A 26,860-nucleotide genomic window follows, 5' to 3' on the forward strand; every position below is an offset into this window, starting at 1 on the left:
GGCGGGCCCGACGAACCCGCCGAGATTGCCGATCGAGTTGATGGTGGCGATCCCGGCCGCGGCCGCGGGGCCGGACAGGAACAGCGTCGGCATGCTCCACAGCGGCGGTTTTGCCGAGGAAATGCCGATGTTGACGAGAGCGAGCGCGACCAGCACGGCGACGACGCCTGCTGCAAGGCCGGCATAGGCAAGGCCCGCGGCCGCGATCAGGCAGGCCCACACGACGTGCCAGGTGCGCTCGCCGGTGCGGTCCGAATGCCGCGCCCACAGGATCATGGCGACGACGGCGGCGGTTGCCGGCAATGCGTTGAGGAAACCGACCTGGAGCGAGGACAGGCCGAACTGCTTGATGATCTGCGGCGCCCAGACGCCGAGCGTGTAGAGGCCGGCCGAGGTGCCGAAATAGATCAGCGACAGTGCCAGCACCCGCGGGTCCGCAAGCCCGCGCCAGATGCTGTGGCTCGCGGTCGCGGCCTTGCTGGTGGTCTCCACGTTCATGGTCTCGACCAGCCAGCGGCGCTCGTCCTCGGCAAGCCATTTCGCCTTCTCGGGACGATCGGTCAGGAAGCCCAGCACGACGAAGCCGAGCAGCACCGCCGGCAGCGCCTCCAGCATGAACAGCCATTGCCAGCCCTTGAAGCCGAGTAGTCCGTCCATCTCCAGCAGCGCGCCCGAGATCGGCGAGCCCAGCACGGTCGAGAGTGGGGCTGCCGCCATGAACAGCGCGGTCACCGCAGCGCGCTGGCGCGCCGGAAACCAGTAGGAGAGATAGAGGATGATGCCGGGGAAGAAGCCGGCCTCGGCGACGCCGAGCAGGAAGCGCAGGATGTAGAAGCTGGTCGCGCCCTGCACGAAAGCCATCGCCGCCGAGACGATGCCCCAGGTGATCATCACCCGCGCGATCCAGATCCGCGCGCCGATCTTGTGCAGGATGATGTTGGAGGGCACCTCGAACAGGAAATAGCCCCAGAAGAAGATGCCGGCGCCAAAACCGTAGACCACGGGCGACAGGCCGATGTCCTTGTTCATCGTCAGCGAGGCAAAGCCGATATTGACGCGGTCGATGAAGGCCACGAAGTAGAGCAGCATGATGAAGGGAACGATGCGCCAGGTGATCTTGCGCAGCACGCGCGTCTGAATCTCGCTAGTCATCCTCGCCTCCCTGAAAACCCGGTTTCTCGTTGTGCGGCGGCGAGCCTAGGCGGGAGGAGGAGGCATACTCAATTGGCGCTGGTTTATACAAAAAAATGATATAATCCTTGCCGGAGGAGACGAGAGGACCTGGGATGGAATTGCATCAGCTCAGATGCTTCGTGGCGGCGGCCGAGCAGCTGCATTTCGGCCATGCGGCGCAGCAGCTCAAGATGCTGCCCTCCGCCCTCGGTCGCCAGATCAGGCTGCTGGAGGAGGATCTGGGCACGCGGCTGTTCGCGCGAACCACGCGCGCCGTGTCGCTCACGGAAGACGGCACGACGCTGCTGCGCGACGCCCGTGCGATCCTCGCCAAGGTCGAGGCGGTCGAGAATAATCTGCGCAACCGCTCGCGCGCCGGCACCGCGCGACGGCTGCGGGTCGGCGCCATCGATAGTGCTGCGGCCGGGCTGCTGCCGCCGCTGCTGCGCGATTTCCGCGACGGGCATCCCGACATCGCGGTCCAGCTTTTCGAAGACAAGACGGTCCGGCTGCTGCCAAAAATCCTGACCGGCGCGCTCGATCTTGCCTTCGTGCGCCCGCCCGGCAGCACGGACAAGCGGCTCGAATTCCGCGACCTGCTCCAGGAGACTGCGATCGTGGCGTTCCCACAGCGGCATGCGCTCGCCGGGCGCAAGTCGGTGACGCTGGCGCAGATCGCCGACGAGGCGATGCTGGTGCCGGACCGCCGCTCGCGGCCGCACAGCCACGACCTCACGATCAAGCTGTTCGAGCAGGCGGGCCTCACGCCGCGCATCGTGCAGGTCGCCGACGAGAAGCAGACCATCATCCATCTGGTGGCAACGAAGCTTGGCGTCGCGATCGTGCCGCGCTGGACCACGCGAATGGCGGTGACCGGCGTGCGCTTCGTGCCGCTCCGGCCGAAACAAATCGGTCCGGTCGGCCGGCTGCCGCTGGCCGCGGCCTGGCTGCGCGGCTCGCGCGATCCGGCCCGCGATGCCATGCTGGCGGTGCTTGAGGCGCGCCTGCGCAGCTATGCGCGGGAGGCGTGAGCGGCTATGACATTGGTTTGCACAAACGGTGGGATGTGATGACGGAACAGAAAGCGTCGGGCGAGTTGAAGGTTGCCATCGCAGGGCTGGGTTCGATCGGCACCAAGATCGCGACCGCGCTCGATCAGGGTATCGAGGGGTTGACGTTGTCGGCCGTGGCCGTGCGCGACCCCGCCAAGCATCAGGCCTTCATCAACGGCCTGCGTCGTCCTCCAAAGATCCTGTCGCTCGACCAGCTCGGCGATGCCGCCGATATCGTGGTCGAATGCGCGCCGAGCAGCCAGCTGCGCGCGATCGTCGAGCCCGCGGTGAAGCGCGGCAGGGCCGCGGTCGTCGTCAGCGTCGGCGGCCTGCTCGACAATTTCGATCTCGTCGATCTCGCGCGCGCCCATGGCGGCCGCATCATCGTGCCGACCGGCGCCCTGATCGGGCTCGATGCCGTCAATGCCGCCGCCATCGGCACCATCCATTCCGTGAAAATGGTGACGCGCAAGCCGGTCGATGGGCTGAAGGGGGCGCCCTTCATCGTTCAGAACAACATCGACATCGACAATCTGCGCGAGCCGCTCAAACTGTTCGAGGGCAGCGCACGCGAGGCGGCAAAGGGTTTTCCGGCCAACCTCAACGTTGCCGTCGCGCTGTCGCTCGCGGGTGTCGGGCCTGATCGCACCTCCGTACAGATCTGGGCCGACCCGACTGTCACGCGCAACGTTCACCGCATCGAGGTCGAGGCGGATTCGGCGCGCTTCTCGATGTCGATCGAGAACATCCCGTCCGAAAATCCCAAGACCGGGATCATCACCGCGCTCTCCGTGATCGCGCTGCTTCGCAAGCAGCGCGCGACGCTCTGTGTGGGGACGTAGTTGGCTTGAGACTTCGTTATCCCGGACGCCGGTGCGCTCTATCACCGTCATCCTGAGGTGCTTGCTTCGCGGTGCATCGCGCCGCGGAGCAACCCTCGAAGGGCGACGGCCCGGCTGCATCGTGGCCGTTCATCCTTCGAGGCTCCCCACGTGGCGCGTTGCGCCACGTGTCTCGCACCTCAGGATGACGGAATGCATATGCGATCGCTGGTGTCGCCTACTTCGTTACGCTCCCGTCACGCGCCAGATCACGTTGCCGACGTCGTCGGCCATCAGCAGCGACTTCTTGTCGGGGCCGATCGCGACGCCGACCGGGCGGCCGTAGGATTCCTTCTCGTCCGGGGACAGGAAGCCCGACAGGATGTCGCGACCGGGGCCGGAGGGTTTTCCGTTCTCGAACGGGATGAACACCAGCTTGTAGCCGGACAGCTTGCTGCGATTCCACGAGCCATGCTGGCCGATCACCATGCCGTCGGGGAAGCCGGGCAGGGTGCCGGCGGGCATCCAGCACAGGCCGAGCGAAGCGGTATGGCCGCCGAGCGCGTAGTCCGGTTGAATCGCCCTGGCGACCATCGCCGGATCCTGCGGCACGCGGTCGTCCACCGTCTTGCCCCAGTAGCAATAGGGCCAGCCATAGAAGCCGCCGTCGCGCACCGAGGTAAGATAATCCGGCGGCGTCTCGTCGCCGAGCCCGTCGCGCTCGTTGACGACGGTCCACAGAACGTTCGTGTTCGGCTCCCACGCAAGTCCGACGGGATTGCGCAGGCCGGCCCCGAAGATGCGATGCGTGCCGGCGACGAGGTCGAGCTCGTAGACCGCCGCGCGGCCTTCCTCGACCTCCATGCCCATCTCGGCGATGTTGCTGAGCGAGCCGACGCCGGCATAGAGCTTCTTGCCGTCGGAGCTTGCGAGCAGGCTGCGCGTCCAGTGTCCCGCCGGCTTGAAATGGGTCAGCCGCTTGCCCGGCGCGGTGATGCGGTCGGCATTGGCGACGTAAGGAAAGGCCATCACGCCGTCGGTGTTGCCGACGTAGAACGTGTCGCCGACCAGCGCCATGCCGAACGGCTGGCTGAGATTCTCCATGAAGGCGCCGCGCATTTCGGCGACGCCGTCGCCGTCCTTGTCGCGCAGCAGCGTGATGCGGTTGGCGGAGACGCCGAGCGCCGCGGCGCGCCGCATCGTCGCCTGCATCGCATAGTGAAATACGCTGCGCGGGGCGCCTGCGATCTGCGTCGCTTCCGCGATCAGCACATCGCCATTGGGCAGCACCTCGATCCAGCGCGGATGGTCGAGACCGGTCGCGAACGCATTGACTTTGAGCCCGGGCGCGACGGTCGGCTTTTGGCCCTCGCTCCAGCCGCGCGCGGTCGGCATCTTCAAGGTCGGCAGAGCGCCTTGCGGCTTCGCCTCGGGAATAGCCGGCGCCTGGCCCCAGGCCGGTGCAGGCGTGGTGCCCGACAGCTTTCGCCATTGCAGCGCGATGCCGCCGACAAGCGCGACGAACTGCGCGAAGATACTGGAAAAAGTCATGAGAAGCCCCTGCTGAACCCTGAAGGCACTCTCCAACACCCGATCGCCCAAGACCCTGCGCGGGTCGGGTCTGATCGTCGATCTCTCCAGATCAACGATGGAATGTCGTCGTGCCTCGTTGCGCGCGCATCCAACGTGCTGGCGGCAAAAAGGTCAACGTCGCGGAACTCGACGGCCGCCTATTCCCAGGGAATGGCAGGTGACCAAATTTGCATGGACAGGGATCAGCGGCTGATGTGCCGCTCCAGCCGCCGCGCGGCGCGAAAGTCGTCGAGGTGATGGACGTTCGGCGTCAGCGCTGCTTCTTTGGACAGCAGATGATAGACCCGCGCCACCGTGCGTTGCTTCTGCTTGCCTCGCCCGGGCGGCAGCGCCCGCGCCTTGCGGACGGCGGTGATCGCATGGGCGCGGAAATAATCGTAGGCGTCCGACATGGCTCGATGCTCTGCGGTCGTTGCAGGTGTCGAGCGGTTAACGGGCTGGTGCGGGGGCGGTTCCTTGGTGTGTCGGATCGTGCGCCCGTGCCGTCACCGCGGTGACAGGAACGGAATGATCATCGGCACGCGGCGGCAATAGGCGCCGTAGGCGTCTTCGCCGAGCTCCTTCGACAGGAACACCTCTTCCATCCGGCCCTTCTGCCACATGCCGAGCGAGATCAGGATGGCGCCGAGGATGGTCGTCACCAGGCCGATCGCAACACCGGTCACCAGCATGCCGAAGATCAGCCCGGTGTAGATCGGGTGGCGCACGATGCCATAGGGGCCGGTGTCGATGACGCGGTGATCTTCCTTGTGGGTGATGGTGTTGGACCAGAACTTTCCGAGATGCAGCCGGCCCCACCAGGCGAAGGCGATGCCGGCGACCGAGAGGATGGCGGCAATGGTGATGCCGGTGTTGCCGAGCACCCAGAGCGGCTTCCAGCCCAGAATCTCCGCAATCCAGGGCGTGTACAGGATGCCGCCGACCAGGATCGGCAGGCGATAGCGCTGCGACTCCAGTGTCATGACCTGCTTCTTGGTCTGCCCCTGCCAGAACGAGGCGCCCACCCAGCTGGCGAGAAAGGCGACCCAGATCAGGGCGAGCAGTTCAGTCGGCCAGGTCGTCGTCCAGCCGCCCCAGGCGACGGAGAGAAGCTTGCTGAAATCGAAGGACATGAAGGTTCTTTGTGTTTGGGCGGCGGCCTAGCTCGCGCGCGAGGACAGCGCGCGATGCTCGATGGCGCCGGAGGGCCGCTGGCCGTTGCGGGCGAGCAGATGGGTGATGGTTTCACGCAGCACGGGCTCGATCGGCCGCGGCGAATAGCCGAGCTCGGTGCGGGCCTTGCCGATCGAGAGATCGCTCGCGGCCAGCGCGATGCGCACGCCCTCGGCGGTGCCGTTCGGCGGCCGCTGCGTGATGTGATCGGAGATGTATTCGAGCATGATCGCGGAGAGCTCGGCGATCCTGCCGGGCACCACGACCGGAAACTGCCGGCGGCCGCTCATCGCCGACATCATCCGCAGGATGTTGCCGAGCGGAACGCAGTCGCCGCCGAGGATGTAGCGCTGGCCGAGACGGCCGCGCTCCATGGTGAGCACGAGACCCATCGCGACGTCGCGGACGTCGACGAGATTGACCAGGAAGTTGAGATGCGGCTGCACCTTCTTCTGGAGGAAGTACCAGAGCATCGCGGTCGGCGGCGTCAGATTGTGGTCGGCGGCGCCGATCGGCATGGTCGGCGTGCCGATGACCAGCGGAAAGCCGCTGGCCGCGGCCTTCGCCGCAAAATGCTCGGCGAGCGACTTCGAGCGGGTGTAGGCGCCGGGCATCGCATCGGCCGGCTGAAGCGCCTCCTCGGCGGCAGCACCGCCCAGGTCCGAATAGGGGAACAGGATCGATTCCGTCGAGCAGTGCAGGAAGCGCGACACGCCGCGCTTCATGGCAGCTGACAGCACGACCTCGGTGCCGCGGCAATTGACGTCGTGAAAGTCCTGCTTGTTGGCGACCCACATGCCGGGCAGGCCGGCGAGGTGATAGACCTGATCGACGCCGGCCAGCGCGGTATCGACCGCGGCACCATCCAGCACCGAGCCATGAACATATTCGACGTCGGCGTTGGGGGCGGCGGGCGGACGAACATCGAGAACGCGCACCCGCTGCCCGCGGGCGCGGAGCGCTTCTACGAGGTGATGTCCGATGAAACCGCTGCCACCGGTAACCAGTACGAGAGCCATGAAGAAGGTTTGCTGTTTCGCTTCTGGAGCTATCGGGTTGAAAGGGAGTTGGCCGGAACAGGCGCCAGAATCGCGGCAAGGTCGCGACGGAAGCCCAATGCAATGAATAATTTCGCCATGACAAACATCGGTCCAAGCAGGAAATGCGCGGGATGGTCCACCATCGACGGCTGCCGTTCCTCGAAAACCCTGTGGCCAATGATCTGCGCTGCGACGCCAGATCCGATCAGCACCGCAAAAATCGACCACATCATGACGATCGAAACATGATTTCCGATTGCGGTTGCGACCGAAAGCAGCACGATCATCGCTGCGAGGATGCCGAGGCCGACCCCGGCGTCCAGCATCAGCCAGTAGACCAGCACCGGCACGGCCAGGACCACCGCCAGACTCACCTCGATCCCGAAGACGGGGAAATGCACGAGGGTCAGCGGCAGCACGGCGCCGGTGAAGAGCAGGAGAATACCGACGACGTGCATCACGCAGTTCCAGGGATCGCGATGATATTCGACGTAATCGGCCAGTTGGCGTTGAAAATAGCCAGCCATTTCAGTCTCGTGCAGCATGGGAGCGGGGAAGGACGAACAGAGCCTATAGCACCGGATAGAGCAGTGCACAAACCGGCGCGAGTGTCGCGCGAAACCACGCTGTCGCGCTGTGAGACAGGTCACAAAACGATCAAGACTTCAAAGGGTTCCGTCCGGCGTGGAGGGGCGGATCGTCAGCGCTTCTTGGCGGGCTTTTTCGCCGCAGGCGCAGGTGCCGCAGCCGGATGCGCGGGCGCCTCTTCCGGCACCTTGGCATAGGTCAGGATCTGCAGCTGGCCGTTGGCGGCGGAGGTCGGCCTGGCCCGGTCGAGAAATTGCTCCTCGCCGAGGCCGATCGGATGCAGCCGCTTGGTCGAGATCTTGAACGTGTTCACCAGCACGTCCCGGATCGCATCGGCGCGGCGCTGGCTCAGGATCGCATTGGCCTCGCGCGTCTTCGCGTTGGACTCGACATGGCCGACGATCAGGAACGTGTAGGGCAGCAGCGAGGAATGAACCAGCGCGTCCGCGATGCGGCCGACGGTCTGGTAGGACGCCGGCTGGATGATCGGCGTGTCGGCATCGAACTGGATCAGCGTGGTGAAGGCCGGCAGGCTGGCGAGGTCAGGCGCGATCAGCGGCCGGTTCACCGGACCGGGATCGTTCTTGATCCTGGCCTTGGCGCGCTCCATCACCTGCGTCTTCAGCGCGGGAAGGTCGATTTCGGCGGCCTGCTCGAAATGGTTGAGCTTGCCGACGATGTCGTCGCGGGTCGGCGGCGTCGTCTGCGCGCCTGCGGTCCCTGCGAGCAGGGCAAGGCCAAGTGTGAGGCCAAGCGTGATGGCAATTCCGGTCGCGCGCATCACCGATACCCCGCGTCGTCGACGGCCTTCAGGCAGTTGTTGCTGATGCCCTTGGGCGTCGAGACCAGGCAGGGGATCGACTTGCTGGTCTCCTTGGTCGAGCCGCCGCAGACCTTGACGATCTCGCGCTGGCAGGCGTTCGCGACCGTGACGCGCGCGGCAACCCGCTTCTGGATGGCGTCGAAGGCGCCGAGATAGTCGCTCGCGCATTGCTGGGAGAGCACGTCGCGGTTGCGCGATAGGCATTCCTTCAGGCGGGTCGAATCCGGATTGACGCCGCGGCAATTGGCGACGATTTCCGCGCCGCAGCTCTTGGCCAGGAGCCCGATCGAATCGCCAAAGCTCATGGTCTCCGCCGCCGCAAGCGACGGCATCCCCAATGCCAGCAAGATCAGTGTGATGCCCCGGACCATGTGCGCATCTGATACGGGGAAGTTCGCGATGGTCAAGGGGCGTTCGGACCAGAACTGTCGAGAGTCCGGCGAGTGCGGCGAACAGTCCTCATTCGCCGTCGGGGAGGGGCGGCCATTCGATCAGGGCGACCGTGTGTTTCCCGAGGTCGTCGGCAAACTCCGGATCGGCCTTGAGCTGGTCCAGCGTCCGCGGCGGGGGAAGCTGCCGGCCATCCTCGGCCAGCTCCTGGGCGTAGAATTCGAGAGCGTCAGGCGCGCTTTCGAGGGCTTCGTCGACGTCGTCGCCGCCGGAAATGCAGCCGGGCAGGTCGGGAAACCATAAGCTGACGGCGTCGTCCGGGCCGGCGTCCTCGATGATGGCGATGTAGCGGGGCATGGCAGGACCGGAGGCTTCGAAGGTTGTGTCGCTGGGTTTGCCTGAATTATGGATACCTCACCAGTGGAGGTCTGCAATTGGAAAAATTGACTTTGGCCGAGGGCGCCGGCTCATTCTGGTTTCACGATGAGGATGCCGTCCCTTCGCCACGTACGATGCGGGTCTTCTCGTTTTGCCCCCGATCGAGTACTCGACACACGCGCATCATCGTGGCGATGCATGGCGTCGATCGTGCTGCCGCCGAATTTCGCGACCTTCTCGCCCCTCAAGCCGAACGCAATGGGCAGATCGTGCTGGTACCGGAGTTCGGTCCGGATCAATTCCCGGGCGTCCACGCGTACAATTTCGGCGGCGTGCGACGGCCGCCGCCGGACAACGGCGTTTTGCCGCGCGATCATTGGAATTTCGGGGTCGTCGACCGGCTGTTTCATCACGTTCGACATGCGATCGGATCCAGCCGGGAAACGTTCGGCCTGTTCGGCAACTCCGCGGGCGCCCAATTCGTCCTGCGCTATCTCGCGCTCAACGAGGCCGCTTCCGTCGATCTCGCCGTTGCCGCCAACTGCGGATGCTACATGCTGCCTGATCTCGCCAAGGACTATCCAGATGGCATGGGAGGAATTGGCCTCGACGAAAGTCATCTGCGGAGGTACTTGGCGCGCCGCCTGGTCATCCTGCTGGGCGACGCGGACAACGACCCGAACGCTCCTGACCTGCCTCGGTGGGATGAGGCGATGGCCCAGGGACCTCACCGCCTTGCGCGTGGTCTCTGGCATTTCAAACACTGTACGGCGTTGGCCGGGAGCCTGGGAGTGACGCTGGGCTGGAGCCTGGAAATTGCGCCTGGTGCCGGGCACGTCGATCAACAGATTTACGACCAGGGAGCGAACATCTTGAACAGCTGAGTGACAGGCCTCGTGAAGGCCTGCTCACGCCCGCTGCACGAAACTGTCCACGACCTTCTTCTCGCCGGCCTTGTCGAAGGCGATGGTGAGCTTGTTGCCGTCGATCCTGGTGACGCGGCCGTAGCCGAATTTCTGGTGGAAGACGCGGTCGGAGAGCGAGAATTCCGACGTCGTGCCGGTGGATTTGGCGACCAGCTCGCCCTCGATCGTCAGCGGTCCGCGCTTGCGCGAGGAGAAGCTGCCGAAGTCCGGCCCGGGCGAGGAGGACGAGAACGTCGCGGCCTCTTCCTCGAAGCCGCCGCTCCTGTCGCCGCCGCCACGGCCGCGGTTGCGGTTGGCTTGCGCGCGCTGCCAGCCCGGCGTCGAATAGGTCGAGCCGAACGCCTCCATGTCGTCGAAGCGCGAGGCGCCGTAGCCGCCGGTGCCGCCCCAGGCCGAGCCGCCCTTGGATTCCGTGATCTCGACATTGGCCGCGGGCAATTCGTCGAGGAAGCGCGAGGGGATCGTGGTCGTCCAGGTGCCATGGATGCGCCGGTTGGTCGCAAAATAGATCATGGCCCGGCGGCGGGCGCGGGTGATGCCGACATGGCCGAGCCGGCGCTCTTCCTCGAGGCCCGCGCGGCCCTGTTCGTCCAGTGTGCGCTGGCTCGGGAACAGGCCTTCCTCCCAGCCCGGCAGGAACACGTTGTCGAATTCGAGCCCCTTGGCCGAATGCAGCGTCATCAGCGACACCGCGTCTTCCTCGGCGCCGTTGTCGCGGTCCATCACGAGGGAAATGTGCTCCAGGAATCCCTGCAGGTTCTCGAACTCTTCCATCGAGCGCACGAGTTCCTTCAAATTCTCCAGCCGGCCGGCGGCATCCGCCGAGCGGTCCTTCTGCCACATCTCGGTGTAGCCGCTCTCATCGAGCACGATCTGGGCAAGGTCGGTGTGCGCGGTGACCTCGCGCGCGGCGCGCCAGCGGTCGAACTGGGCGACGACGTCGCGCAAGGATCCGCGCGCCTTCGGCTTCAGCTCATCGGTCTCGACCACCGCGCGCGCGGCCTCGAACAGCGGAATGCGGCGCTTGCGGGCGTGGTCGTGCAGCATCTGCACGGTGGCATCGCCGAGGCCGCGCTTGGGCACGTTGACGATGCGCTCGAAGGCGAGGTCGTCGGCCGGCGAGTTGATGACGCGCAGATAAGCCAGCGCGTCGCGGATTTCGGCGCGCTCGTAGAAGCGCGGGCCGCCGATGACGCGATAGGGCAGGCCGAGCGTGACGAAGCGGTCTTCGAACTCGCGCATCTGGTAGGACGCGCGCACCAGAATCGCGACCTCGTTGAGCTTCTCGCCCTTGCGCTGGATCTGCTCGATCTCCTCGCCGATGCCGCGGGCTTCCTCTTCCGAATCCCACGAGCCCGTGACCGTGACCTTCTCGCCGTCCTGGTCCTCGGTGCGCAGCGTCTTGCCGAGCCGGCCTTCGTTGTGCGCGATCAGATGCGAGGCGGCGGCAAGGATGTGGCCGGTCGAGCGGTAGTTGCGCTCGAGGCGGATCACCTTGGCGCCCGGGAAGTCGTGCTCGAAGCGCAGGATGTTGTCGACCTCGGCGCCGCGCCAGCCATAGATCGACTGGTCGTCGTCGCCGACGCAGCAGATGTTCTTGATGTGGTTCTTCTCCCTCTCCCCATCCTTCACGGGGTCGCGACGAGCTTCGCTCGCGCTGAGAGCGTCGGGGTGAGGGGCTGCTTCCACGAGCTCAGCTTGCGGAGAGTCCCCCTCACCCGCCGCGCTCTGGCGCGCAATTGCGCTGCCGAGCGCGTCGGCCTCTCCCCGCACGCGGGGAGAGGCGAAGGAGGGAGAAGAGGGCGCCTGCGACAACAGCCGCAGCCACAGATATTGCGCGACGTTCGTGTCCTGGTACTCGTCCACCAGGATGTATTTGAAGCGCTGCTGGTACTGCCGCAGGATATCGGGGTGCTCGCGGAAGATGCGGATGTCTTCGAGCAGCAGATCGCCGAAATCGGCGGCGTTCAGGATCTTCAGCCGCTCCTGGTAGCTCGCATAGAGCTTGCCGCCCTTGCCGTTGGCGAACACGGCAGCTTCGCCCGAGGGCACCTGCGACGGCGTCAGGCCGCGGTTCTTCCAGCCGTCGATCAGCCCGGCCAGCATGCGCGCCGGCCAGCGCTTGTCGTCGATGTTCTCGGCCTGGAGCAACTGCTTGAGCAGCCGGACCTGATCATCGGTGTCGAGCACGGTGAAGTTCGACTTGAGCTGCGCCAGTTCGGCATGGAAACGCAGGATGCGGCCGCCGATGGAGTGGAAGGTGCCGAGCCACGGCATGCCCTCGACCGCGTGACCGAGCATCTGGCCGAGCCGGTGCTTCATCTCGCGCGCGGCCTTGTTGGTGAAGGTCACCGACAGGATCTCGGCGGGGCGGGCGCGGCCCTGGCTGAGGATATGGGCGATGCGCGTGGTTAGTACGCGGGTCTTGCCGGTGCCGGCGCCGGCCAGCACCAGCACCGGGCCGTCCAGCGTCTCCACGGCGTCACGCTGCTCGGGATTGAGCCCGGACAGGTATTTCGGGCCCACGGAGGCACGCGCACGCGCGGCGATGCCGCCGGCTGCGGGCTGGTGGTCGGGAACGCTGGTGATCTTGCTCGGCTCGGTCATGCGAATCATTGGCCCCACGATGGCACCGCGGGGTGGTGGAAGGGAGCCTTCTTAACAGGGATTGGTACCTATATGGGGCGCCGGAGAGGGGTTTTCCACGTGCGTGGCGGGGCAATTTGTTCCAGCAATCCCACTGAATTTCCACGCCGGAGAGGGCGGAACCTTCGTTCCCACGTCGAGATTGTCTGGGCAAGTGAGGCGCGGCAGCCGCGCCGATCGCAGACGGATATCAAAACGAGGGTTTGACCATGCTGAGCTGGGTTGTGACGTTTCTGGTTATCGCACTGATCGCCGGTATTCTGGGCTTTGGCGGCATCGCCGGCGCGTCGATCGAAATCGCCAAGATCATCTTCTTCGTCGCGATCGTGCTGTTCCTGGTCTCGGCGGTGGTCGGATTGGCCCGCGGCCGCAGGGTCTAGCTGTACTCCTCATGGTGAGGAGCGCGGAACGCGCGTCTCGAACCATGAAGGCCCGGCTGTGGCCTTGCATCCTTCGAGACGCCCGCTTCGCGGGCTCCTCAGGATGAGGTTAGCGTTACCGCTTCGAGGGCATCGAAACGTTACGGCCGATGCCCTCGGGCCGTGCCAAGGCATTGTGGGCCTTGGCAATGCCCGCGATGCGCTGCTGGATGTCGGACGGAAACGCCGCAACGCGCCGGGCCGTCATGTCCATGTGCAGGGACATGTTCTCGGACGTCGCCGACAGCCAGCCCTCGGTGCCGTGCCGCATCTCTTCGAACGTGTGCAGCCGCTTGTCGTCGGCTTCCAGCAGCCACACCAGGATCTGCACGGGATCGCCAAGATGGATCTCGCGCAAATAGCGCACATGGCATTCGGCGGTGAAGGTCGAGCCGTGACGCTCTTTCTTGTAGACCGGACCGATGCCGAGTTCGAGCCAGAACTCGTCGATCGCACGGTCGAACATCACGTTATAATAGGCCATGTTGAGATGGCCGTTATAGTCGATCCATTGCGGCTCGATCTGCATGATCGAGGAGCGGAACGGCTCGGCTTGGGTCGCTGCGGCAACGGTCTCCGGCATGTTTCATTCCCTGGTTATGCGTCCGGTCGCTTGACTTGACCGGTTAGATGTCCTTTGCCACGGTCTCTTCTCGTCGGAGGAATTTCCGTGGGTACGACCATCACCAATAATCCGCCGCGGCCGGAGCCGAAAGCCCTTGCGAGCGCGCTGGAGCAGCTTGCCGCACGTTTCGGCAACCGCCTGATCACCTCTCAGTCCGTCCGCGAGCAGCACGGCCATACCACCACGTGGATTCCCAACCAGCCGCCTGATGGCGTGGTGATGGCGCAGGAGACCGCCGACATCCAGGACGTGGTGCGAATCTGTGCCAAAAATGGCGTGCCCGTCATCGCCTTCGGCACCGGCACCTCGCTGGAGGGCCAGGTCAACGCGCCCGCCGGCGGCATCTCGATCGATTTGCGCGACATGAACAAGGTGCTCGCGGTGCATGCCGAGGATCTCGACTGCGTGATCCAGCCCGGCGTCACCCGCAAGGCACTCAACGAGCATCTGCGCGACCAGGGCCTGTTCTTCCCGATCGATCCCGGCGCCGATGCGTCGCTCGGCGGCATGGCCTCGACCCGCGCCTCCGGCACCAACGCGGTGCGCTACGGCACGATGCGCGACAGCGTGCTGGCGCTCAAGGTCGTGCGCGGCGACGGCGAGATCATCACCACGGGCACGCGTGCGAAGAAATCCTCGGCCGGCTACGACCTGACGCATCTGTTCGTCGGTGCCGAAGGCACGCTCGGCATCATCTCGGAATTGACCATCCGCCTGCGCGGCATCCCCGAGACGATCGCGGCCGGTGCGGTGTCGTTCGAGACCGTGCACGGGGCGTGTCAGGCCGTGATCCTGGCGATCCAGACCGGCATTCCCGTGGCGCGCATCGAGCTGCTCAATGCAGCGCAGGTGAAGGCCTGCAACGCCTATTCGAAGCTGACGCTGCCGGAGACGCCGCTGCTCTTGATGGAATTCCACGGCAGCGAGATCGAGGTCGCCGAGCAGTCCAAGGCGTTCGGCGAGATCGCCAGGGATTGCGGTGGTGGCGATTTCTCCTGGACCACCAAGCCGGAAGACCGCACAAAACTCTGGCAGGCGCGGCACGATGCCTATTGGTCCGTGAAGGCGCTGCGGCCCGGCGACAGCATCGGCGTGGTCGCAACCGACGTCTGTGTGCCGATCTCGCGGCTGGCCGAATGCGTCGGCGAGACCGAGGAAGATCTCAAGCGGCTCAACCTGTTGTCGCCGATCGTCGGCCATGTCGGCGACGGTAATTTCCACTGCTCGCTGGTCTGCGACACCAACGATGCCGACGAGATGGCACGCGGCGAGGAGTTCATGCATCGCCTCGTCGAACGCGCGCAGGCGATGGACGGCACCTGCACCGGCGAGCACGGCATCGGTCAGGGCAAGCAGAAATATCTGCAGGCGGAACTCGGCCCCGAAGCGCTCGACGCGATGCGGGCGCTGAAGAAGGCGCTCGATCCGCAAAACATCTTCAACCCCGGCAAGATCGTGCCGGAAGCGTAGCGCGCGAGGCCACCGCCGTTTATGCTCGCTCCATCAAACGGAGCGGGCAATGCGCTGGTTCGCGCGCAAGACGCAACACGACATCTGGGATGAAGCGATCGAAGGACCGCTCGGCGACATCGAAGCCGCCGAGCGAATCCGCGCGATCTGTGACGCTGCAGCCGCGAGCGCGGCGGGCTCTTCGCGCAACGACAAGCGCGAGTGCGAGCGCTACGAGCGCGCAGCCAAGGTCGCGATGGAGATCGCGATGAAGATCTCGGATGGACTGATGCGCGACGATGCGGTGCGCCGCATCGTCGATCTCTGCATGACGGCGAACGACCTCAAGACCGCGCAGATCCTGTTTCGCGCGATCCATGCCAGCTGGATCCGCGAGACGGTGCAGCGGGATCATCCGACACTGGTGTAGTGATGGTGGTGCGCTCCCTCCCCCGCCTGCGGGGGAGGGCTGGGGAGAGGGTATCTCCGCAACGGGACTATCCCCCAGAGGAGAGACCCTCACCCGGCGCTACGCGCCGACCTCTCCCGCAAGCGGGGCACCGAGACCGCGGCTCGATCGGTTCGACCCCAAAACCCGCTGACTCTATTTCGCCAGTTTCCGCACGGCCTCGTCGACGCTGTGGAAGACGTGCTCCCGCGGCAGCGCATCGAACAATCTGAATCGCTCGAACGCGGCCTGCGCGCGCACCGATTCCAGTCGCGCCAGCGCCACCGTGACGCCCTGTTCGCTGCACGCCTTGAAGACGTCGAGCAAAATCTGTGCGGCGGTGAAGTCGATCTCGACCATGCCGCTCGCCTCCAGCACCAGAAGCTGCGGCGTCGCCGCGCCGAGCACCTTGGTCACGTCGTTGCGAAAGCCGGGCGCGTTGAGGAAAGACAGCGGCGCCTGGAGCCCGATCACGGCGACGCCGGCGATGCGCTCGCCTTCGATGTGCGGATGCGCCGGCCACCAGATCGTGGTGCCCGGCACGCGCTCGAACTCGACGAGTCTCGCGCGCGTGGTGCTCCAGATGCCGTGCAGCAGTGACAGCACGATGCCGAGGAACGCGCCCTGCTGGATCGGCAGCATGATGATCAGCGCCGCGGTGGCGACGATCAGCAGGAATTCGCTTGGTGACTGGCGGTAGATCGTCACGATCTGCTTCACGCGGATGATGCGCAGCGCCACGAACAGCAGGATGCCGCCGAGGGCTGCGTCGGGAACGTGCTGCAACAGTCCGGTGCCGAAGGCGAGCAGCGCCAGCACGATGGCCGCCGCTGCAAGGCCCGCGAGTTGCGATTGTCCGCCGGTCTCGGCAACGATGCCCGTCCGCGGCGGGCTGGCATTGACCGGAAACGCGCCAAACAGGCCTGACAGCACGCATCCGGCGCCGGCGCCGAGGAAGTCGCGGTCGACGTCGGCGGGCTTGTCGGGATCGGACGGGAACGACCGCGTCGTCGCCGCGGTCTGCACCATCACCACGACCGTGATCACGAAGGCAAGCGGGACGAGGCGTACCCATTGCTCTGGTGCGAGGTCGGGCAAGGTCGGCCGCGGCAGCGTGCCCGGCACGGCGCCGACGACGTTGACGCCCTTGCTCTCGAGCGAGAGCATGATCGTGGCCAGGGTCGCGGCGACGAGCCCGATCAGTGCGCCTGGAATCTTCGCGCTGACCTTTTCGAAAATGAAGACCACCGCCAGCACGCCAAACCCGATACACAGCGTGAAGGGATTGGCGCGGCCGAGCTCGCTCGCGAGCACGCCGATGCGGTCGAGCGTCGGCCCGCCCGGCGATGGAAGCCCGAGCACACCAGGCAATTGCGACACGATGATGTGGACGGAGATGCCGGCGAGGAAGCCGACCATCACCGGCACCGACAAGAGGTTGGCGATGCCGCCCAGGCGGAAGGCGCCGCCGGCCAGCATCATCGCGCCGACCATCAGCGCGAGCGCGATCGCAAGGCCCTGGTATTCCGGCGTGCCCGCCGCCGCCAGCGCCGCAAGCCCGCCGGCGAAGATCGGCGTGATCGTGGAATCGGCGCCACAGGACAGAAAGCGGTTGCCGCCGAGCAGCGCGAAGCCGAACGATCCCGCCATGAAGGCGAAGAAGCCGATCTGCGGCGCGAAGCCGCCGAGTCGCGCGGTGGCCATCTGCTCGGGGATCGCAATCGCCGCCAGCGTCAGCCCCGCCATGAGGTCGCCGGGCAGCGCGTAGCACCCGAGCGAGCGGAATAGCGGCCAGGCGTGCTCCCTTGAGCCCTTGGCGTGAGCGTCGTGCGGCATCGATGTGGAATCCCCGGAAAGGCAGATGTCGGTCGATCAGACTACAGCATTTCCGGATTGGAGGGAGGCGAATGAGAATATTCGCAACACCCGTGCCCCTGACGCGGAGCGGCACGAAATGCCGCTCCGCAGAGCCGGGACCCAGAGCCGGGATCGATCGTGCCGCACAGTACGTCGCCGTATGGGCCCCGGCTCTGCAGCGCACCGCAAGAGCGCTGCGCTGCGTCCGGGGCACGAGAGGTGCGGATGCCTCAATACCGGCTGCGATAGTTGTCGCCGCGTCCGTAGCCGCCTCCGCCGTAACCGCCGCGGCCCATGCCGATTCCAATCCCGATGCCGATTCCCACGGCCGCGGGTGGTGGCGGCGGTGCGCGCTCGTAGACGACGACTTCGTCAGGCGGCGGCCGGCGCGGCTTCGGCGGCGTCTCGACGACCTTGCGCTTCGGCGGCGGGTCGTCGACGCGCTTCTTGATCACGGGCGCAACCGCAGGGTTGACCGGCGAGGCCGGCGGCGCGGGCGTCGAGCACGGGCAGGTCGGCGCCATCGCAACGGCGACCGGGGCGGGCGCGGCTGCGATCGTCGCCGGCAGGACGTAGTTGCGGTTCTGCACGCGGAGCAGCAGCCTGCGCGCGGTCGCGGCGAGATCGCTGCGGTCCCAGTTCGTCAGATAGGCCTCGAACGAGGCGCGGGTGTTGATCGCAACCGCGCGCTCCCAGGCCAGCATCTGGCGCCGGCGTTCCAGCACCGTGCGCAGGCGCGGGGTGCGGGCGTCTGCCGCATAGAGCTCGATATAGGCCTGATATGCCTCCGCGGTGTCGTCGGCGATCACGAGCTCATAGGCGACCCTCGGCTCCTTGCCCTGCAAATCCTTGCGCCAGTCGGCGACGCTGCGCGTGCCGCCGGCGAGCGCCATGGCGGACGCGCCGGCAATGGGCGGCGCGCCGCTGCTGCTTTCGCTGCCGAAGAACTTGAAGTCGGTGGTCAGCGACGAGCTTTCCCACGGGATCTGCCGGCCGTCGGTCGATTGCGCCACGGCGACGCGGATGCGCTTGAACACTTCCTCGATCGGCAGGTTCGGCTGCCGCGCGACCGAGAGGGCCGCGGTGGTGTAGGGGCTGTCGATGCCGGAACCGTCCTCGGCTTCGGCGCCGGGCGAGGTCGAATAGGAGATGAAGGAGCCGGGCGCGCCGGCCTTGGTGTCGACGATCGCAAGCCCGTGGCCGGCGCCGCTGAGTGCGGGGAATGGATTGTTGCGGCAGGCGTCCAGCATGAAGATGCGCGCGCGCGTCGGCAGCGCGCCGAGCGTGTTGAGCAGATCGTTCAGCCGCACGCCCTGGAGCGGGATATCCGCCTCGCGCTTGGGATCGAGATCGACAGGCACCAGATAATTCTCGCCGTCGATCTGAAGGCCGTGGCCGGCATAGAACACCAGCGCGACGGTGTCGGCGCCGCTGGCGCTGACCTTGCCGGCGAAATCGGAGATCGCCGTGCGCATCTCGTTCTGTCCGAGATTCGCCGCCGAGGTGACGGTGAAGCCGGCATTGCCGAGCAGCTCGGTCATGCCCTTGGCGTCGTTGGCGGCGTTGGGCAGCTCCGGCACCGTGCGATAGGCGGATTGGCCGATCACGAGCGCGAGCCGCGCTTCGGCCGCGGCCTCCGTCGGCGTCATCAATTGCGTCAGTGCGAGAAGGCTGGAGGCGAGGAACAAACTGCGAAGGACCGGACGGCGCATGAGGTCAACTCCATCGGCGATGCGCGCGAAGATGTCACCCATTCTACGTCTCCGCCATGATTCCGTCTGTGCGCTGGATCACGCATCGAGCTGCGGCAAATGGGGCAGGGCATCTGCCGGAGCATCGTTCGGGGGCCATCCATGTGAATTGCGCATTGATCCATGCATCAATTGGATCGATCTCCGCTGCCGCGCGAAAGTGTGCTCCTGGCACGCGCGCCCGCGGAGTGATCCTCATCGATAATCCCGGAAAAAGGCAGCCACATCGGTGCGCGCCGTAGTGTCGGGAATCGAGAGCACCCGGTCTGCCACGGCAGGCTGTGACCCTTGCCTGTCCCGTCGCTTTGGCCATACAGTCCAGGCAAAGGCCGCGGCAACGATCGCGGCTGCGAACAAGAATATCAGGGAGAGACCGCACCATGACCATCGTGCCCGTGAACCGTCGCGCGTTCATCAAGTCATCGGCGACGGTCACCGCCGGCCTCGTGCTCTCTCCCGCCATCATCGGCCGCGCCGAAGCCGCGACGCTGAAGCTGAAATGCTCCTCCTCGCTGCCCAACGATCCCAAATACGCCAACGGCCGCGTCTATTACGACAACCTGGTCAAGAACCTGAAGGGCAACGGGCTCGGCGAGCAAATCGAGGTCGCCTTCTTCCCGGACAACCAGCTCGGCCAGGAAATCGACGTCATCAATTCGGTAAAGCTCGGCGTCATCGACCTCATGGTGTCGGGCTCCTCGATCTCGGCCAATCTGGTGCCGCTGGTCGGCACCTTCGATCTCGGCTTCCTGTTCTCGAGCTTCCCGCAACAGACCAAGGCATTCGAGTCCGGCGCCGCCAAGCCGATCGAGGACGCGCTGCTCAAGGGCGGCAACATTCGCATCATCGCCTGGGCCTACAATTTCGGCTCGCGCAGCGTGCTGGCCAAGAAGCCCGTGAAGACGCCGGAGGATCTCGCCGGCCTCAAGATCCGCACGCTGCCAAATCCCGTCATCACGGAATGCCTGCGCCTGATGGGCGCCGCCGCGACGCCGCTCGCCTTCGGCGAAATCTACACGGCGTTGCAGGCCGGCGTGCTGGATGGGCTGGAGCACGATCCGCCGACGATCCTGGCCAGCAAGTTCTTCGAGACCGCAAAGTTCTATGCGCTGACGCAGCACAATTTCTCGCCGCTCGCGATCTATTTCAGCGACATGACCTACAACCGCATGGATCCGAAGCTGCGCGAAGGCTTCCTCGATGCCGCGAAGAAGGCCGCGGTCGACACCCGTGCCCATGGCCTTGCGGTCGAGAAGGAAGCGCTGGCGGCCTTGACCGAGAAGGGCGTGACGGTGGCCGAATGCGACCGCGAGGCGTTCAGGAAGCGCGTCGCGCCGCAGCACGAGAATTTCATCAAGGCGCGACCGGACTCCAAGGCCGTCATCGACATCATCCGCGCGACGCAGGCCTGACATGGCAATGGCGGGCGCCGTGTCTGTCTCGGGCGAGCGCCACGGGAGCATCACCCTGCTGCTTCGTCTCAGCGACGCGATCGCGGCCGTCCTGCTGGCCGCCGATCTCGTGGTCGTCTGCGCCTCCGTGCTGCTGCGCTTCTGCTTCAACGCGCCGGTCGAATGGTCCGACGACGTCGCGCGCGGATTGATGGTCGGATCGGCCTTTTTCGGGGCGGCGAGCGCGCTGGCGCGCGGCGAGAATGTCGGCGTGTCGTTCTTCCGCGACCTGTTGCCGGTGCGGCTGCGCACGCTGGTCGACGCCGCCAGCGCGCTGCTGGTCGTGCTGATATCGTTCTATGTCGCCTGGAACGCCATCAAGCTGGGCTCGCTCACCGCCGGCCAGACCACCGGCTCCGGCCTGCCGCTGGAGCTGACGTTCTATCCGATGGGCGTCGGCGCGCTGTTCATGACGGTGTTCGCGATCGATCAGCTCTGCGCAAAGCCGCTGCCCGATATCGTCAGGGGCCTCGTCGCGATCGCCATCGTGACCGGCCTCTATCTCGCCTGGGATTATCTGTCGCCGTCCACCGTGCCCTCGGCGGGCGCGCTGATGCTGATCGGCTTCTTCGCAACCCTGTTCGGTGGCTTGCCGATCGGCTTTGCGCTGGCGCTCGCCGCTTTGATCTTCATCTGGGTCGAGGGCGCGCTGCCCGGCGTGATCTTTGCCCAGCAGATGGCGCGCGGCATCGACAATTTCGTGCTGCTCGCGATCCCCTTCTTCATCCTCGTCGGCTACCTCATGGAAGCCAACGGCATGTCGGTGCGGCTGATCGAGCTGTTGCAGCGCGCGGTCGGGCGCATGCGCGGCGGCCTCAACGTGGTCATGGTCGCCTCGATGGTGCTGTTCTCGGGCATCTCGGGCTCGAAGATGGCCGACGTCGCCGCGGTCGGCTCCGTGCTGATCCCGGCGGCACGCCGCTCGAAGCAGAATCCGGGCGGGGCCGTGGCGCTGCTTGCGGCCTCCGCGGTGATGGCGGAGACGATCCCGCCCTGCATCAACCTGATCATCCTCGGCTTTGTCGCGAACCTGTCGATCGGCGGACTGTTCATGGCGGGCCTGCTGCCGGCGGCGCTGATGGCGCTGGTGCTGATCGCGGTCTCCATCATCTTCGGCAAGCCGCCGGCGGAGGTGGAAGACGTCGAGCCGCAGGCGCCCGTCTCGGGCCTGTGGAGCGGCGCCATCGCCGCGTTCGGCCTGATCTTCATGATCTTCTTCGGCTTCAAGAGCGGCTTTGCCACGGCGACCGAAATCTCGGCATTTGCGGTGGCCTATGCGCTGGTCGTCGGCAGCGTCGTCTTCCGCGAGCTCAGCTTCAAATCGGCCACGCATAGTTTCGTCCAGGCGGCGACGCGCGCGGGGCTCGTGCTGTTCATCGTCGCCGCCGCGCAGTCGCTGGCGTTCACGCTGACCTTGCAGCAGGTTCCGCATGCAGTCGGCGACTTCATGCTCGGATTGTCCAAGACCAGCGGCACCTGGCTGTTCATCCTGCTCGCGATCGGCGTGCTGATCGTGATGGGCTCGGTGCTGGAAGGCGCGGCCGCGCTGATCATCTTCGGGCCCTTGCTGCTCCCGGTGGCCGTGCAGCTTGGCGTCGATCCCCTGCATTTCGGCGTCGTGCTCGTCATCGCCATGGGCATCGGCCTGTTCGCGCCGCCGCTCGGGCTCGGGCTCTACGGCGCCTGCCTGATCGGCAACGTGCCGATCGAGCAGACGGTGAAGCCGATCATGGGCTATCTTGGCTTGCTGTTCCTCTGCCTGCTCGTCATCGCCTTCGTGCCCTGGCTTTCGACCGCGCTGCCACGGGCATTCGGCTACTGACGGAGTCTTGTCGTGAAAGTCCTGCTCGCGCACACGCCGGAGATGCGGCGCAACTACTACGGCGATCGCAGCCTCAACGGTCTGCGTGCGGCCGCCGACGTGATCCTGCACGAGAGCGACGAGACTCTGGATGCGGCAAGCCTCGTACGTGCTGCGAAAGATGTCGACATCATCGTCGCCGATCGCATGACCGAAGGCCGCGGCGAGATCTTTGCGCAATTGCCACGCCTGCGCGCCTTCGTCCGCTGTGCCGTCGACATCCGCAACGTCGATGTCGATGCGGCCTCACAAGCCGGCGTGCTGGTCACTCGCGCAGGTCCCGGCTTCGTGCAGGCGGTCGCCGAGCTCGCGCTCGGCTTCATGGTCGACCTCTCCCGCGGCGTGTCGCGGACCACGGCCGACTACCAGGCCGGCCGCAAGGTCGAGGCGCGGATGGGCCGGCAGCTTGCCGGGAGCAAGATCGGCATCATCGGTTATGGCAGTATCGGGCGCTATCTCGCCGAGATCGCCAAGGTGATGCGCATGGAGGTGCTGGTCGCCGATCCCTTCGCCGATGTCACCGACAGCGCGATCCGGCAGGTCAGCCTCGACGAGCTTCTCGCCGCGTCCGACTACGTCGTCTGTCTCGCCATCGCCAACGCGCAGACCGAGAATTTGATCGGCGAGGCGGCGCTGGCGCGCATGCAGACGCACGCCGTTTTCATCAATCTCTCCCGCGGCAATCTCGTCGACGAGGCCGCGTTGGCACGAGCGCTGCTCGAAGGCTGCATCGCCGGTGCCGCGATGGATGTCGGCCGCGCGCCCGACCAGATGCCGAGCCCGGAGCTTGCGAAGCTGCCCAACGTCATCGCCACGCCGCATGTCGGCGGACTGACGCCGCAGGCGATCGAATACCAGTCGCTGGAAACCGTGCGGCAGGTCGAAGCGATCGTGAAAGGCGAGGCCCCGCAGGGCGCCGTCAACGCCGACCGCTGGGCGCGGCGGCCCTAAAGCCTGTCCACCGCCTTGAACGTCCCGTCCTTCTGGATCACCGTCAAAAACACCTTTGGCGGCGTGTCGATCATGCGCATGCCGACGTTGACGATGCTGCCGCTGATGTCGAAGCGGCCGACGTCGTTGATGGCGCGCAGCAGGCTCGCCCGCGTCGGTCGCGGTCCGGCCTTTTCCAGCGCCGCGGCGGCGAGGCGACCGGAGAGATAGCCCTCGAGCGACACGAAGTCCGGTGTCAGCGCCGGATCGTAGGCCTTCAGTGCCGTCTGGTAGTCGGCGACCAGCTGGAGCGAACGGTCCCAGGGAAACGGCACGACCTGCGAGACGATGACGCCTTCGCCCTCCGGGCCGAGCTCCTTGGCCAGCGCGTTGGCGCCGACGAAGGAGATGTTGACGAAGGTCGGATTGGCGCCGCTGCGATGTGCGAGCTTGATGAACTCGGCGCAGGGACTGTAGGTCCCGACCATGACGATGGCCTCGGGCTCGGCGCGCTTGATCATCCGCCAGGCCGAGGCGACGGCGCGGGTGTTGCGCTCGAAAGTGCCTTCGGCGGCAAGCTCGAGGCCGCGCTTGGCGAGCGCGCGCTTCACGCCAAGAAGACCGTCGCGGCCGAACGAATCGTCCTGGTAGAAGATCGCGATGCGGGTGAAGCGGCGATCCTCGGTGAGGTGCTTGACCCAGGCTTCGGCCTCCGCTCCGTAGCTCGCGCGGATGTTGACGACATTGGGAAGCTCGAGGTCGCGCAGGAATTCGGCGCCGGTGAACGGGCCGATGAAGGGAACGTTCCTGGCGCTGGTGATCGGGATGGTCGCGATCGCCGTCGGCGTGCCCACCGCGCCGATCAGCGCGAACACCTTGTCGTCCTCGATCAGCCGCAGCGTCTGCGCCACCGAACGATCGGGATCGTAGCCGTCGTCGCGGCTGACGAGCTGGAGCTTGCGGCCGTAGACGCCGCCCTTGCCGTTGATCTCGGTGAACGCGGCGACGATGCCCTGCCGCATGCGCTGGCCCAGCGCGGAGGAGGGGCCTTCGAGCGCGGCCGCCTGGCCGAACAGGATCGCATCGTCGCCGACACCGGCCTCGTCGCCGCGCGCCGGCAGCAGGCTTGCTGCGAGCAGCGCGATGGTCAAGGCGAGGCATGTCGCGGAGCGCGAGCGGGTCATCTGGAGGCTGGCCGGATAAGGGACGGGTTCCCGCAGACGATAGTTCTGCGGGCTGAACAGGTCGCTAACCGATGCCGCAGCTTTGGTCCGTAAGACTCCGGGGAAAACCGGCAATGTATTTCCAGACTGCCGCGACTTGCAGGGCAATCGTTAACTAAGCCTCGCAATGCGGGACAGAAGGGTTCCGAAATTGTGCAGTTTTTAACTCCGTTCCTTGTCCGATAGTCGCTCAGGCGGTTCAACCAGAAGTTCGTGCCGCCGCCGAGGGGGACTGGCGTATCAAAATGGGCGGTCAGGATCAGAACGATCAGGATCGGAAACGTAAGACCGGATGGTGGCGTGTCGCGCCGCTGCTCGGGCTGTACCGTCCTGCGCTGATCGCGATTGCCGTCGGTCTTCTGTTCTCGGTCCTGGGCGCGGCCGCCGTCGCGCGCTGGGAAGACCGCGTCAACAAGATCGAGTTCGAGAACGCGGCCGAAACCGAAGCGATCGTCATGCAGAACGGCATGGGCGAGTACATCTCCCGGCTCGTCGCGCTGCGCACGTTGTTCGAATCGACCAACGAGGAAATCACCCGCAGCGAATTCGAGGCCTTCAGCGTCCGCCTGTTCGAGCGCCATCCCGGCATGCTGCGCATCGCCTGGCTGCCGCGCGTCAACCGCAAGGAGCGCGCCGAATACGAGACCGCCGCGATCACGGACGGCGTATCGGGCTATCGCATCAAGTCGCTTCAGGGCGATGCCTTCGCGGTCGCGCCGCAGAGCGACGAATATTTCCCGGTGTTCTACTCGACCCAGCCGAAGACATCGCAGGTCTACGGCATGGATTACGCGACCATCCCGGAACGTCGTGCCGCGCTGGAGCGCGCGCGCGACAACGATCGGGTCGCGGCCATCCGCACCCACCTCTACGAACCCAGGGAAGGCGGGCGGCTGCCCGACGTTCTCGTCGCCATTCCCGTCTATGCCAAGGGGACTTCGCGCGAGACGGTCGCGGACCGCCGCCGTAACCTCGCCGGCTTCGTCGTCGGCGTGTTCGACCTGCCGCTGCTGATCCAGTCCATTCGCGTGACCACCGGTGCAAGCCCCGCGGTCAGCGTGAACGTCTATCCGCCCTTCACGGGGCAGATCGTCAGCCTGGAAGAAACCCGGCCGGATTTTTCGTCCGCGGCCACTTCGCCGCAGTCGATGCGCGATGTCGCGCGGGCCCTGCACTGGTCCGGCAATCTCAAGATCGGCGACACCGATTGGCAGGGGCGCGCGATGCCGACCGCCGGCGGTGCGCTGGAGACGTCCTATGATCGCGCGGTCGCGGTCCTCATCGTCGGCATGCTGCTGACGCTGTCGCTGTCGACCTATCTGATGCTCGCAAGCCGCAATTCGCGGCGGCTGTCGCTGGCGAACCGGCGGGTGCTGGAGCTTGCCCAGACCGACATCCTGACCGGCCTGCCGAACCGCGCCTTCTTCCTCGCCCGGCTCGACGAGCTCAACGGCCGGCCGGACGATTGCGGCTCGACCTTCTCGATCCTGATGCTGGATCTCGACCGCTTCAAGAACGTCAACGATTCCCTCGGTCACGGCGCCGGCGACGTGCTGCTGCGCCAGGTGGCGCAGCGGCTGAAATCCGCGCTGCGCGCCACCGACGTGCTGGCGCGGCTCGGCGGTGATGAATTCGCCATCATCCAGGCGGCCTGCGAAGATCAGCGCATCTGCTCCACCGAGCTGGCGGCCCGGATCGCCAAGCTCGTGGCCGAACCGTTCCTGCTGCCCGGACATCGCGTCGAGATCGGCACCAGCATCGGCATCGCGATCGCGCCGGATCACGGCCGCGACCAGGAGCAGTTGCTCAAGAAAGCCGATCTTGCGCTCTACCGGTCGAAGTCTGCCGGCCGCAACTGCTTCACCATCTACGATGAGGCGATGTCGGCCGAGCTCGAGGCGCGCAACACGCTGGAAGGGGATTTGCGCGATGCCATCGCGCGCTGCCAGCTCGAGGTGCACTACCAGCCGTTCGTCGATGCCACGAGTGGCGAGCGTCGCGGCTTCGAGGCGCTGGTGCGCTGGCGGCATCCGACGCGTGGATTGATTCCGCCGGACCAGTTCATTCCGCTCGCGGAGGAGACCGGGCTGATCGTTCCGCTCGGCGAATTCGTGCTGCGGCGCGCCTGCGCGGACGCGGCCGGCTGGCCCTCCCACCTCGCGGTCGCCGTGAACCTGTCGCCGATCCAGTTCAAGGAAGCCGAGCTGTTCGAGACGATCTGCGCGGCGCTCGCGGCCTCCGGCCTGCCGCCGCAGCGGCTGGGG

Annotated in this window: 24 protein-coding genes; 10 read left to right on the forward strand and 14 right to left on the reverse strand. The window is 66.0% G+C overall.

The window, feature by feature from the left end:
• Nucleotides 1–1,152, reverse strand: a 1,152-nt coding sequence (locus tag PMI42_RS08155) for an MFS transporter (RefSeq protein WP_008132452.1), incomplete at its 3' end; no start/stop codon positions are given.
• A 134-nt stretch (nt 1,153–1,286) separates the two neighbouring features.
• Here PMI42_RS08155 and PMI42_RS08160 point away from each other — a divergent pair.
• Both PMI42_RS08160 and PMI42_RS08165 read left to right on the forward strand, forming a co-directional pair.
• Complete coding sequence (locus PMI42_RS08160; protein WP_008132453.1) at nt 1,287–2,204, forward strand: LysR family transcriptional regulator; 918 nt, start codon at nt 1,287–1,289, stop codon at nt 2,202–2,204.
• 38 nt (nt 2,205–2,242) lie between these two features.
• A complete protein-coding gene (locus tag PMI42_RS08165) occupies nt 2,243–3,067 on the forward strand; it encodes an aspartate dehydrogenase (protein ID WP_008132455.1) in 825 nt (274 codons plus the stop codon).
• A gap of 225 nt (nt 3,068–3,292) precedes the next feature.
• Here the strand turns inward: PMI42_RS08165 and PMI42_RS08170 are convergent, their stop codons facing one another.
• The 8 genes from PMI42_RS08170 to PMI42_RS08205 all read right to left on the reverse strand — a co-directional run bounded on the left by PMI42_RS08170 (nt 3,293) and on the right by PMI42_RS08205 (nt 8,989).
• Nucleotides 3,293–4,597: a PQQ-dependent sugar dehydrogenase gene (locus PMI42_RS08170; RefSeq protein WP_008132458.1), complete on the reverse strand. Its 1,305-nt coding sequence runs from the start codon at nt 4,595–4,597 to the stop codon at nt 3,293–3,295.
• Nucleotides 4,598–4,821: 224 nt separating this feature from the next.
• On the reverse strand, nt 4,822–5,031 hold the full coding sequence (locus PMI42_RS08175) for a hypothetical protein (protein WP_008132459.1): 210 nt from the start codon (nt 5,029–5,031) through the stop codon (nt 4,822–4,824).
• Between the two features lie 93 nt (nt 5,032–5,124).
• Entirely contained in the window at nt 5,125–5,751 is a 627-nt protein-coding gene (locus PMI42_RS08180; RefSeq protein WP_008132462.1) for a methyltransferase family protein, read from the reverse strand.
• 27 nt (nt 5,752–5,778) lie between these two features.
• Nucleotides 5,779–6,810, reverse strand: a complete 1,032-nt coding sequence (locus tag PMI42_RS08185) for an NAD-dependent epimerase/dehydratase family protein (protein WP_008132463.1) — start codon at nt 6,808–6,810, stop codon at nt 5,779–5,781.
• 29 nt (nt 6,811–6,839) lie between these two features.
• Complete coding sequence (locus PMI42_RS08190; protein WP_063824575.1) at nt 6,840–7,376, reverse strand: Mpo1 family 2-hydroxy fatty acid dioxygenase; 537 nt, start codon at nt 7,374–7,376, stop codon at nt 6,840–6,842.
• Between the two features lie 155 nt (nt 7,377–7,531).
• Complete coding sequence (locus PMI42_RS39650) at nt 7,532–8,200, reverse strand: OmpA family protein (protein WP_008132470.1); 669 nt, start codon at nt 8,198–8,200, stop codon at nt 7,532–7,534.
• Entirely contained in the window at nt 8,200–8,613 is a 414-nt protein-coding gene (locus PMI42_RS39655; RefSeq protein ID WP_008132471.1) for a hypothetical protein, read from the reverse strand. The genes PMI42_RS39650 and PMI42_RS39655 overlap by 1 nt, the downstream gene beginning before the upstream one ends.
• Nucleotides 8,614–8,701: 88 nt before the next feature.
• Entirely contained in the window at nt 8,702–8,989 is a 288-nt protein-coding gene (locus PMI42_RS08205; protein WP_008132472.1) for a type II toxin-antitoxin system HicB family antitoxin, read from the reverse strand.
• A gap of 77 nt (nt 8,990–9,066) precedes the next feature.
• Between PMI42_RS08205 and PMI42_RS37435 the strand changes: the two genes are divergently transcribed.
• On the forward strand, nt 9,067–9,894 hold the full coding sequence (locus PMI42_RS37435) for a hypothetical protein (protein ID WP_008132473.1): 828 nt from the start codon (nt 9,067–9,069) through the stop codon (nt 9,892–9,894).
• Nucleotides 9,895–9,918: 24 nt separating this feature from the next.
• On the opposite strand, the gene PMI42_RS08215 is transcribed toward PMI42_RS37435, so the two are convergent.
• Nucleotides 9,919–12,552, reverse strand: a complete 2,634-nt coding sequence (locus tag PMI42_RS08215; protein WP_008132474.1) for an ATP-dependent helicase — start codon at nt 12,550–12,552, stop codon at nt 9,919–9,921.
• A 239-nt stretch (nt 12,553–12,791) separates the two neighbouring features.
• Here PMI42_RS08215 and PMI42_RS37845 point away from each other — a divergent pair, with 239 nt between their 5' ends.
• Nucleotides 12,792–12,962, forward strand: coding sequence for a DUF1328 domain-containing protein (locus PMI42_RS37845; RefSeq protein ID WP_008132475.1), 171 nt, complete (start codon nt 12,792–12,794; stop codon nt 12,960–12,962).
• A 115-nt stretch (nt 12,963–13,077) separates the two neighbouring features.
• Here the strand turns inward: PMI42_RS37845 and PMI42_RS08225 are convergent, their stop codons facing one another.
• On the reverse strand, nt 13,078–13,584 hold the full coding sequence (locus tag PMI42_RS08225) for a thioesterase family protein (protein ID WP_008132476.1): 507 nt from the start codon (nt 13,582–13,584) through the stop codon (nt 13,078–13,080).
• Nucleotides 13,585–13,671: 87 nt separating this feature from the next.
• Here PMI42_RS08225 and PMI42_RS08230 point away from each other — a divergent pair, with 87 nt between their 5' ends.
• Nucleotides 13,672–15,096 (forward strand): FAD-binding oxidoreductase, encoded by a 1,425-nt coding sequence (locus tag PMI42_RS08230; protein ID WP_008132477.1) that lies wholly within the window; start codon nt 13,672–13,674, stop codon nt 15,094–15,096.
• Nucleotides 15,097–15,145: 49 nt separating this feature from the next.
• Entirely contained in the window at nt 15,146–15,505 is a 360-nt protein-coding gene (locus PMI42_RS08235) for a hypothetical protein (protein ID WP_008132478.1), read from the forward strand.
• A gap of 174 nt (nt 15,506–15,679) precedes the next feature.
• Here the strand turns inward: PMI42_RS08235 and PMI42_RS08240 are convergent, their stop codons facing one another.
• Nucleotides 15,680–17,359, reverse strand: a complete 1,680-nt coding sequence (locus PMI42_RS08240) for a SulP family inorganic anion transporter (protein WP_008132479.1) — start codon at nt 17,357–17,359, stop codon at nt 15,680–15,682.
• Between the two features lie 251 nt (nt 17,360–17,610).
• Nucleotides 17,611–19,092, reverse strand: coding sequence for a caspase family protein (locus PMI42_RS08245; protein WP_035964887.1), 1,482 nt, complete (start codon nt 19,090–19,092; stop codon nt 17,611–17,613).
• Between the two features lie 419 nt (nt 19,093–19,511).
• Here PMI42_RS08245 and PMI42_RS08250 point away from each other — a divergent pair, with 419 nt between their 5' ends.
• From PMI42_RS08250 to PMI42_RS08260, 3 genes are read left to right on the forward strand one after another with little or no spacing between them, the layout of a single operon-like run.
• Complete coding sequence (locus tag PMI42_RS08250) at nt 19,512–20,543, forward strand: TRAP transporter substrate-binding protein (RefSeq protein ID WP_008132481.1); 1,032 nt, start codon at nt 19,512–19,514, stop codon at nt 20,541–20,543.
• Nucleotides 20,544–20,550: 7 nt separating this feature from the next.
• On the forward strand, nt 20,551–22,404 hold the full coding sequence (locus PMI42_RS08255) for a TRAP transporter large permease (protein ID WP_035964888.1): 1,854 nt from the start codon (nt 20,551–20,553) through the stop codon (nt 22,402–22,404).
• A gap of 12 nt (nt 22,405–22,416) precedes the next feature.
• Complete coding sequence (locus tag PMI42_RS08260; RefSeq protein WP_008132483.1) at nt 22,417–23,394, forward strand: hydroxyacid dehydrogenase; 978 nt, start codon at nt 22,417–22,419, stop codon at nt 23,392–23,394.
• On the opposite strand, the gene PMI42_RS08265 is transcribed toward PMI42_RS08260, so the two are convergent.
• Nucleotides 23,391–24,557, reverse strand: coding sequence for an ABC transporter substrate-binding protein (locus PMI42_RS08265; RefSeq protein WP_035964881.1), 1,167 nt, complete (start codon nt 24,555–24,557; stop codon nt 23,391–23,393). The genes PMI42_RS08260 and PMI42_RS08265 overlap by 4 nt on opposite strands.
• A gap of 284 nt (nt 24,558–24,841) precedes the next feature.
• On the opposite strand from PMI42_RS08265, the gene PMI42_RS08270 reads away from it, so the two are divergent.
• Nucleotides 24,842–26,860 (forward strand): bifunctional diguanylate cyclase/phosphodiesterase (locus PMI42_RS08270; protein WP_008132487.1); only part of this gene is annotated, 2,019 nt, incomplete at its 3' end.

Origin of the sequence: Bradyrhizobium sp. YR681 (assembly GCF_000282615.1) — a bacterium.
GTDB lineage: Bacteria > Pseudomonadota > Alphaproteobacteria > Rhizobiales > Xanthobacteraceae > Bradyrhizobium.

Coding starts and splice junctions, on each gene's coding strand:
- PMI42_RS08160 (WP_008132453.1), top strand. CDS start 1,287: ATGGAATTGCATCAGCTCAGATGCTTCGTGGCGGCGGCCGAGCAGCTG.
- PMI42_RS08165 (WP_008132455.1), top strand. CDS start 2,243: ATGACGGAACAGAAAGCGTCGGGCGAGTTGAAGGTTGCCATCGCAGGG.
- PMI42_RS08170 (WP_008132458.1), bottom strand. CDS start 4,597: ATGACTTTTTCCAGTATCTTCGCGCAGTTCGTCGCGCTTGTCGGCGGC.
- PMI42_RS08175 (WP_008132459.1), bottom strand. CDS start 5,031: ATGTCGGACGCCTACGATTATTTCCGCGCCCATGCGATCACCGCCGTC.
- PMI42_RS08180 (WP_008132462.1), bottom strand. CDS start 5,751: ATGTCCTTCGATTTCAGCAAGCTTCTCTCCGTCGCCTGGGGCGGCTGG.
- PMI42_RS08185 (WP_008132463.1), bottom strand. CDS start 6,810: ATGGCTCTCGTACTGGTTACCGGTGGCAGCGGTTTCATCGGACATCAC.
- PMI42_RS08190 (WP_063824575.1), bottom strand. CDS start 7,376: ATGCTGCACGAGACTGAAATGGCTGGCTATTTTCAACGCCAACTGGCC.
- PMI42_RS39650 (WP_008132470.1), bottom strand. CDS start 8,200: ATGCGCGCGACCGGAATTGCCATCACGCTTGGCCTCACACTTGGCCTT.
- PMI42_RS39655 (WP_008132471.1), bottom strand. CDS start 8,613: ATGGTCCGGGGCATCACACTGATCTTGCTGGCATTGGGGATGCCGTCG.
- PMI42_RS08205 (WP_008132472.1), bottom strand. CDS start 8,989: ATGCCCCGCTACATCGCCATCATCGAGGACGCCGGCCCGGACGACGCC.
- PMI42_RS08215 (WP_008132474.1), bottom strand. CDS start 12,552: ATGATTCGCATGACCGAGCCGAGCAAGATCACCAGCGTTCCCGACCAC.
- PMI42_RS37845 (WP_008132475.1), top strand. CDS start 12,792: ATGCTGAGCTGGGTTGTGACGTTTCTGGTTATCGCACTGATCGCCGGT.
- PMI42_RS08225 (WP_008132476.1), bottom strand. CDS start 13,584: ATGCCGGAGACCGTTGCCGCAGCGACCCAAGCCGAGCCGTTCCGCTCC.
- PMI42_RS08235 (WP_008132478.1), top strand. CDS start 15,146: ATGCGCTGGTTCGCGCGCAAGACGCAACACGACATCTGGGATGAAGCG.
- PMI42_RS08240 (WP_008132479.1), bottom strand. CDS start 17,359: ATGCCGCACGACGCTCACGCCAAGGGCTCAAGGGAGCACGCCTGGCCG.
- PMI42_RS08245 (WP_035964887.1), bottom strand. CDS start 19,092: ATGCGCCGTCCGGTCCTTCGCAGTTTGTTCCTCGCCTCCAGCCTTCTC.
- PMI42_RS08250 (WP_008132481.1), top strand. CDS start 19,512: ATGACCATCGTGCCCGTGAACCGTCGCGCGTTCATCAAGTCATCGGCG.
- PMI42_RS08255 (WP_035964888.1), top strand. CDS start 20,551: ATGGCGGGCGCCGTGTCTGTCTCGGGCGAGCGCCACGGGAGCATCACC.
- PMI42_RS08265 (WP_035964881.1), bottom strand. CDS start 24,557: ATGACCCGCTCGCGCTCCGCGACATGCCTCGCCTTGACCATCGCGCTG.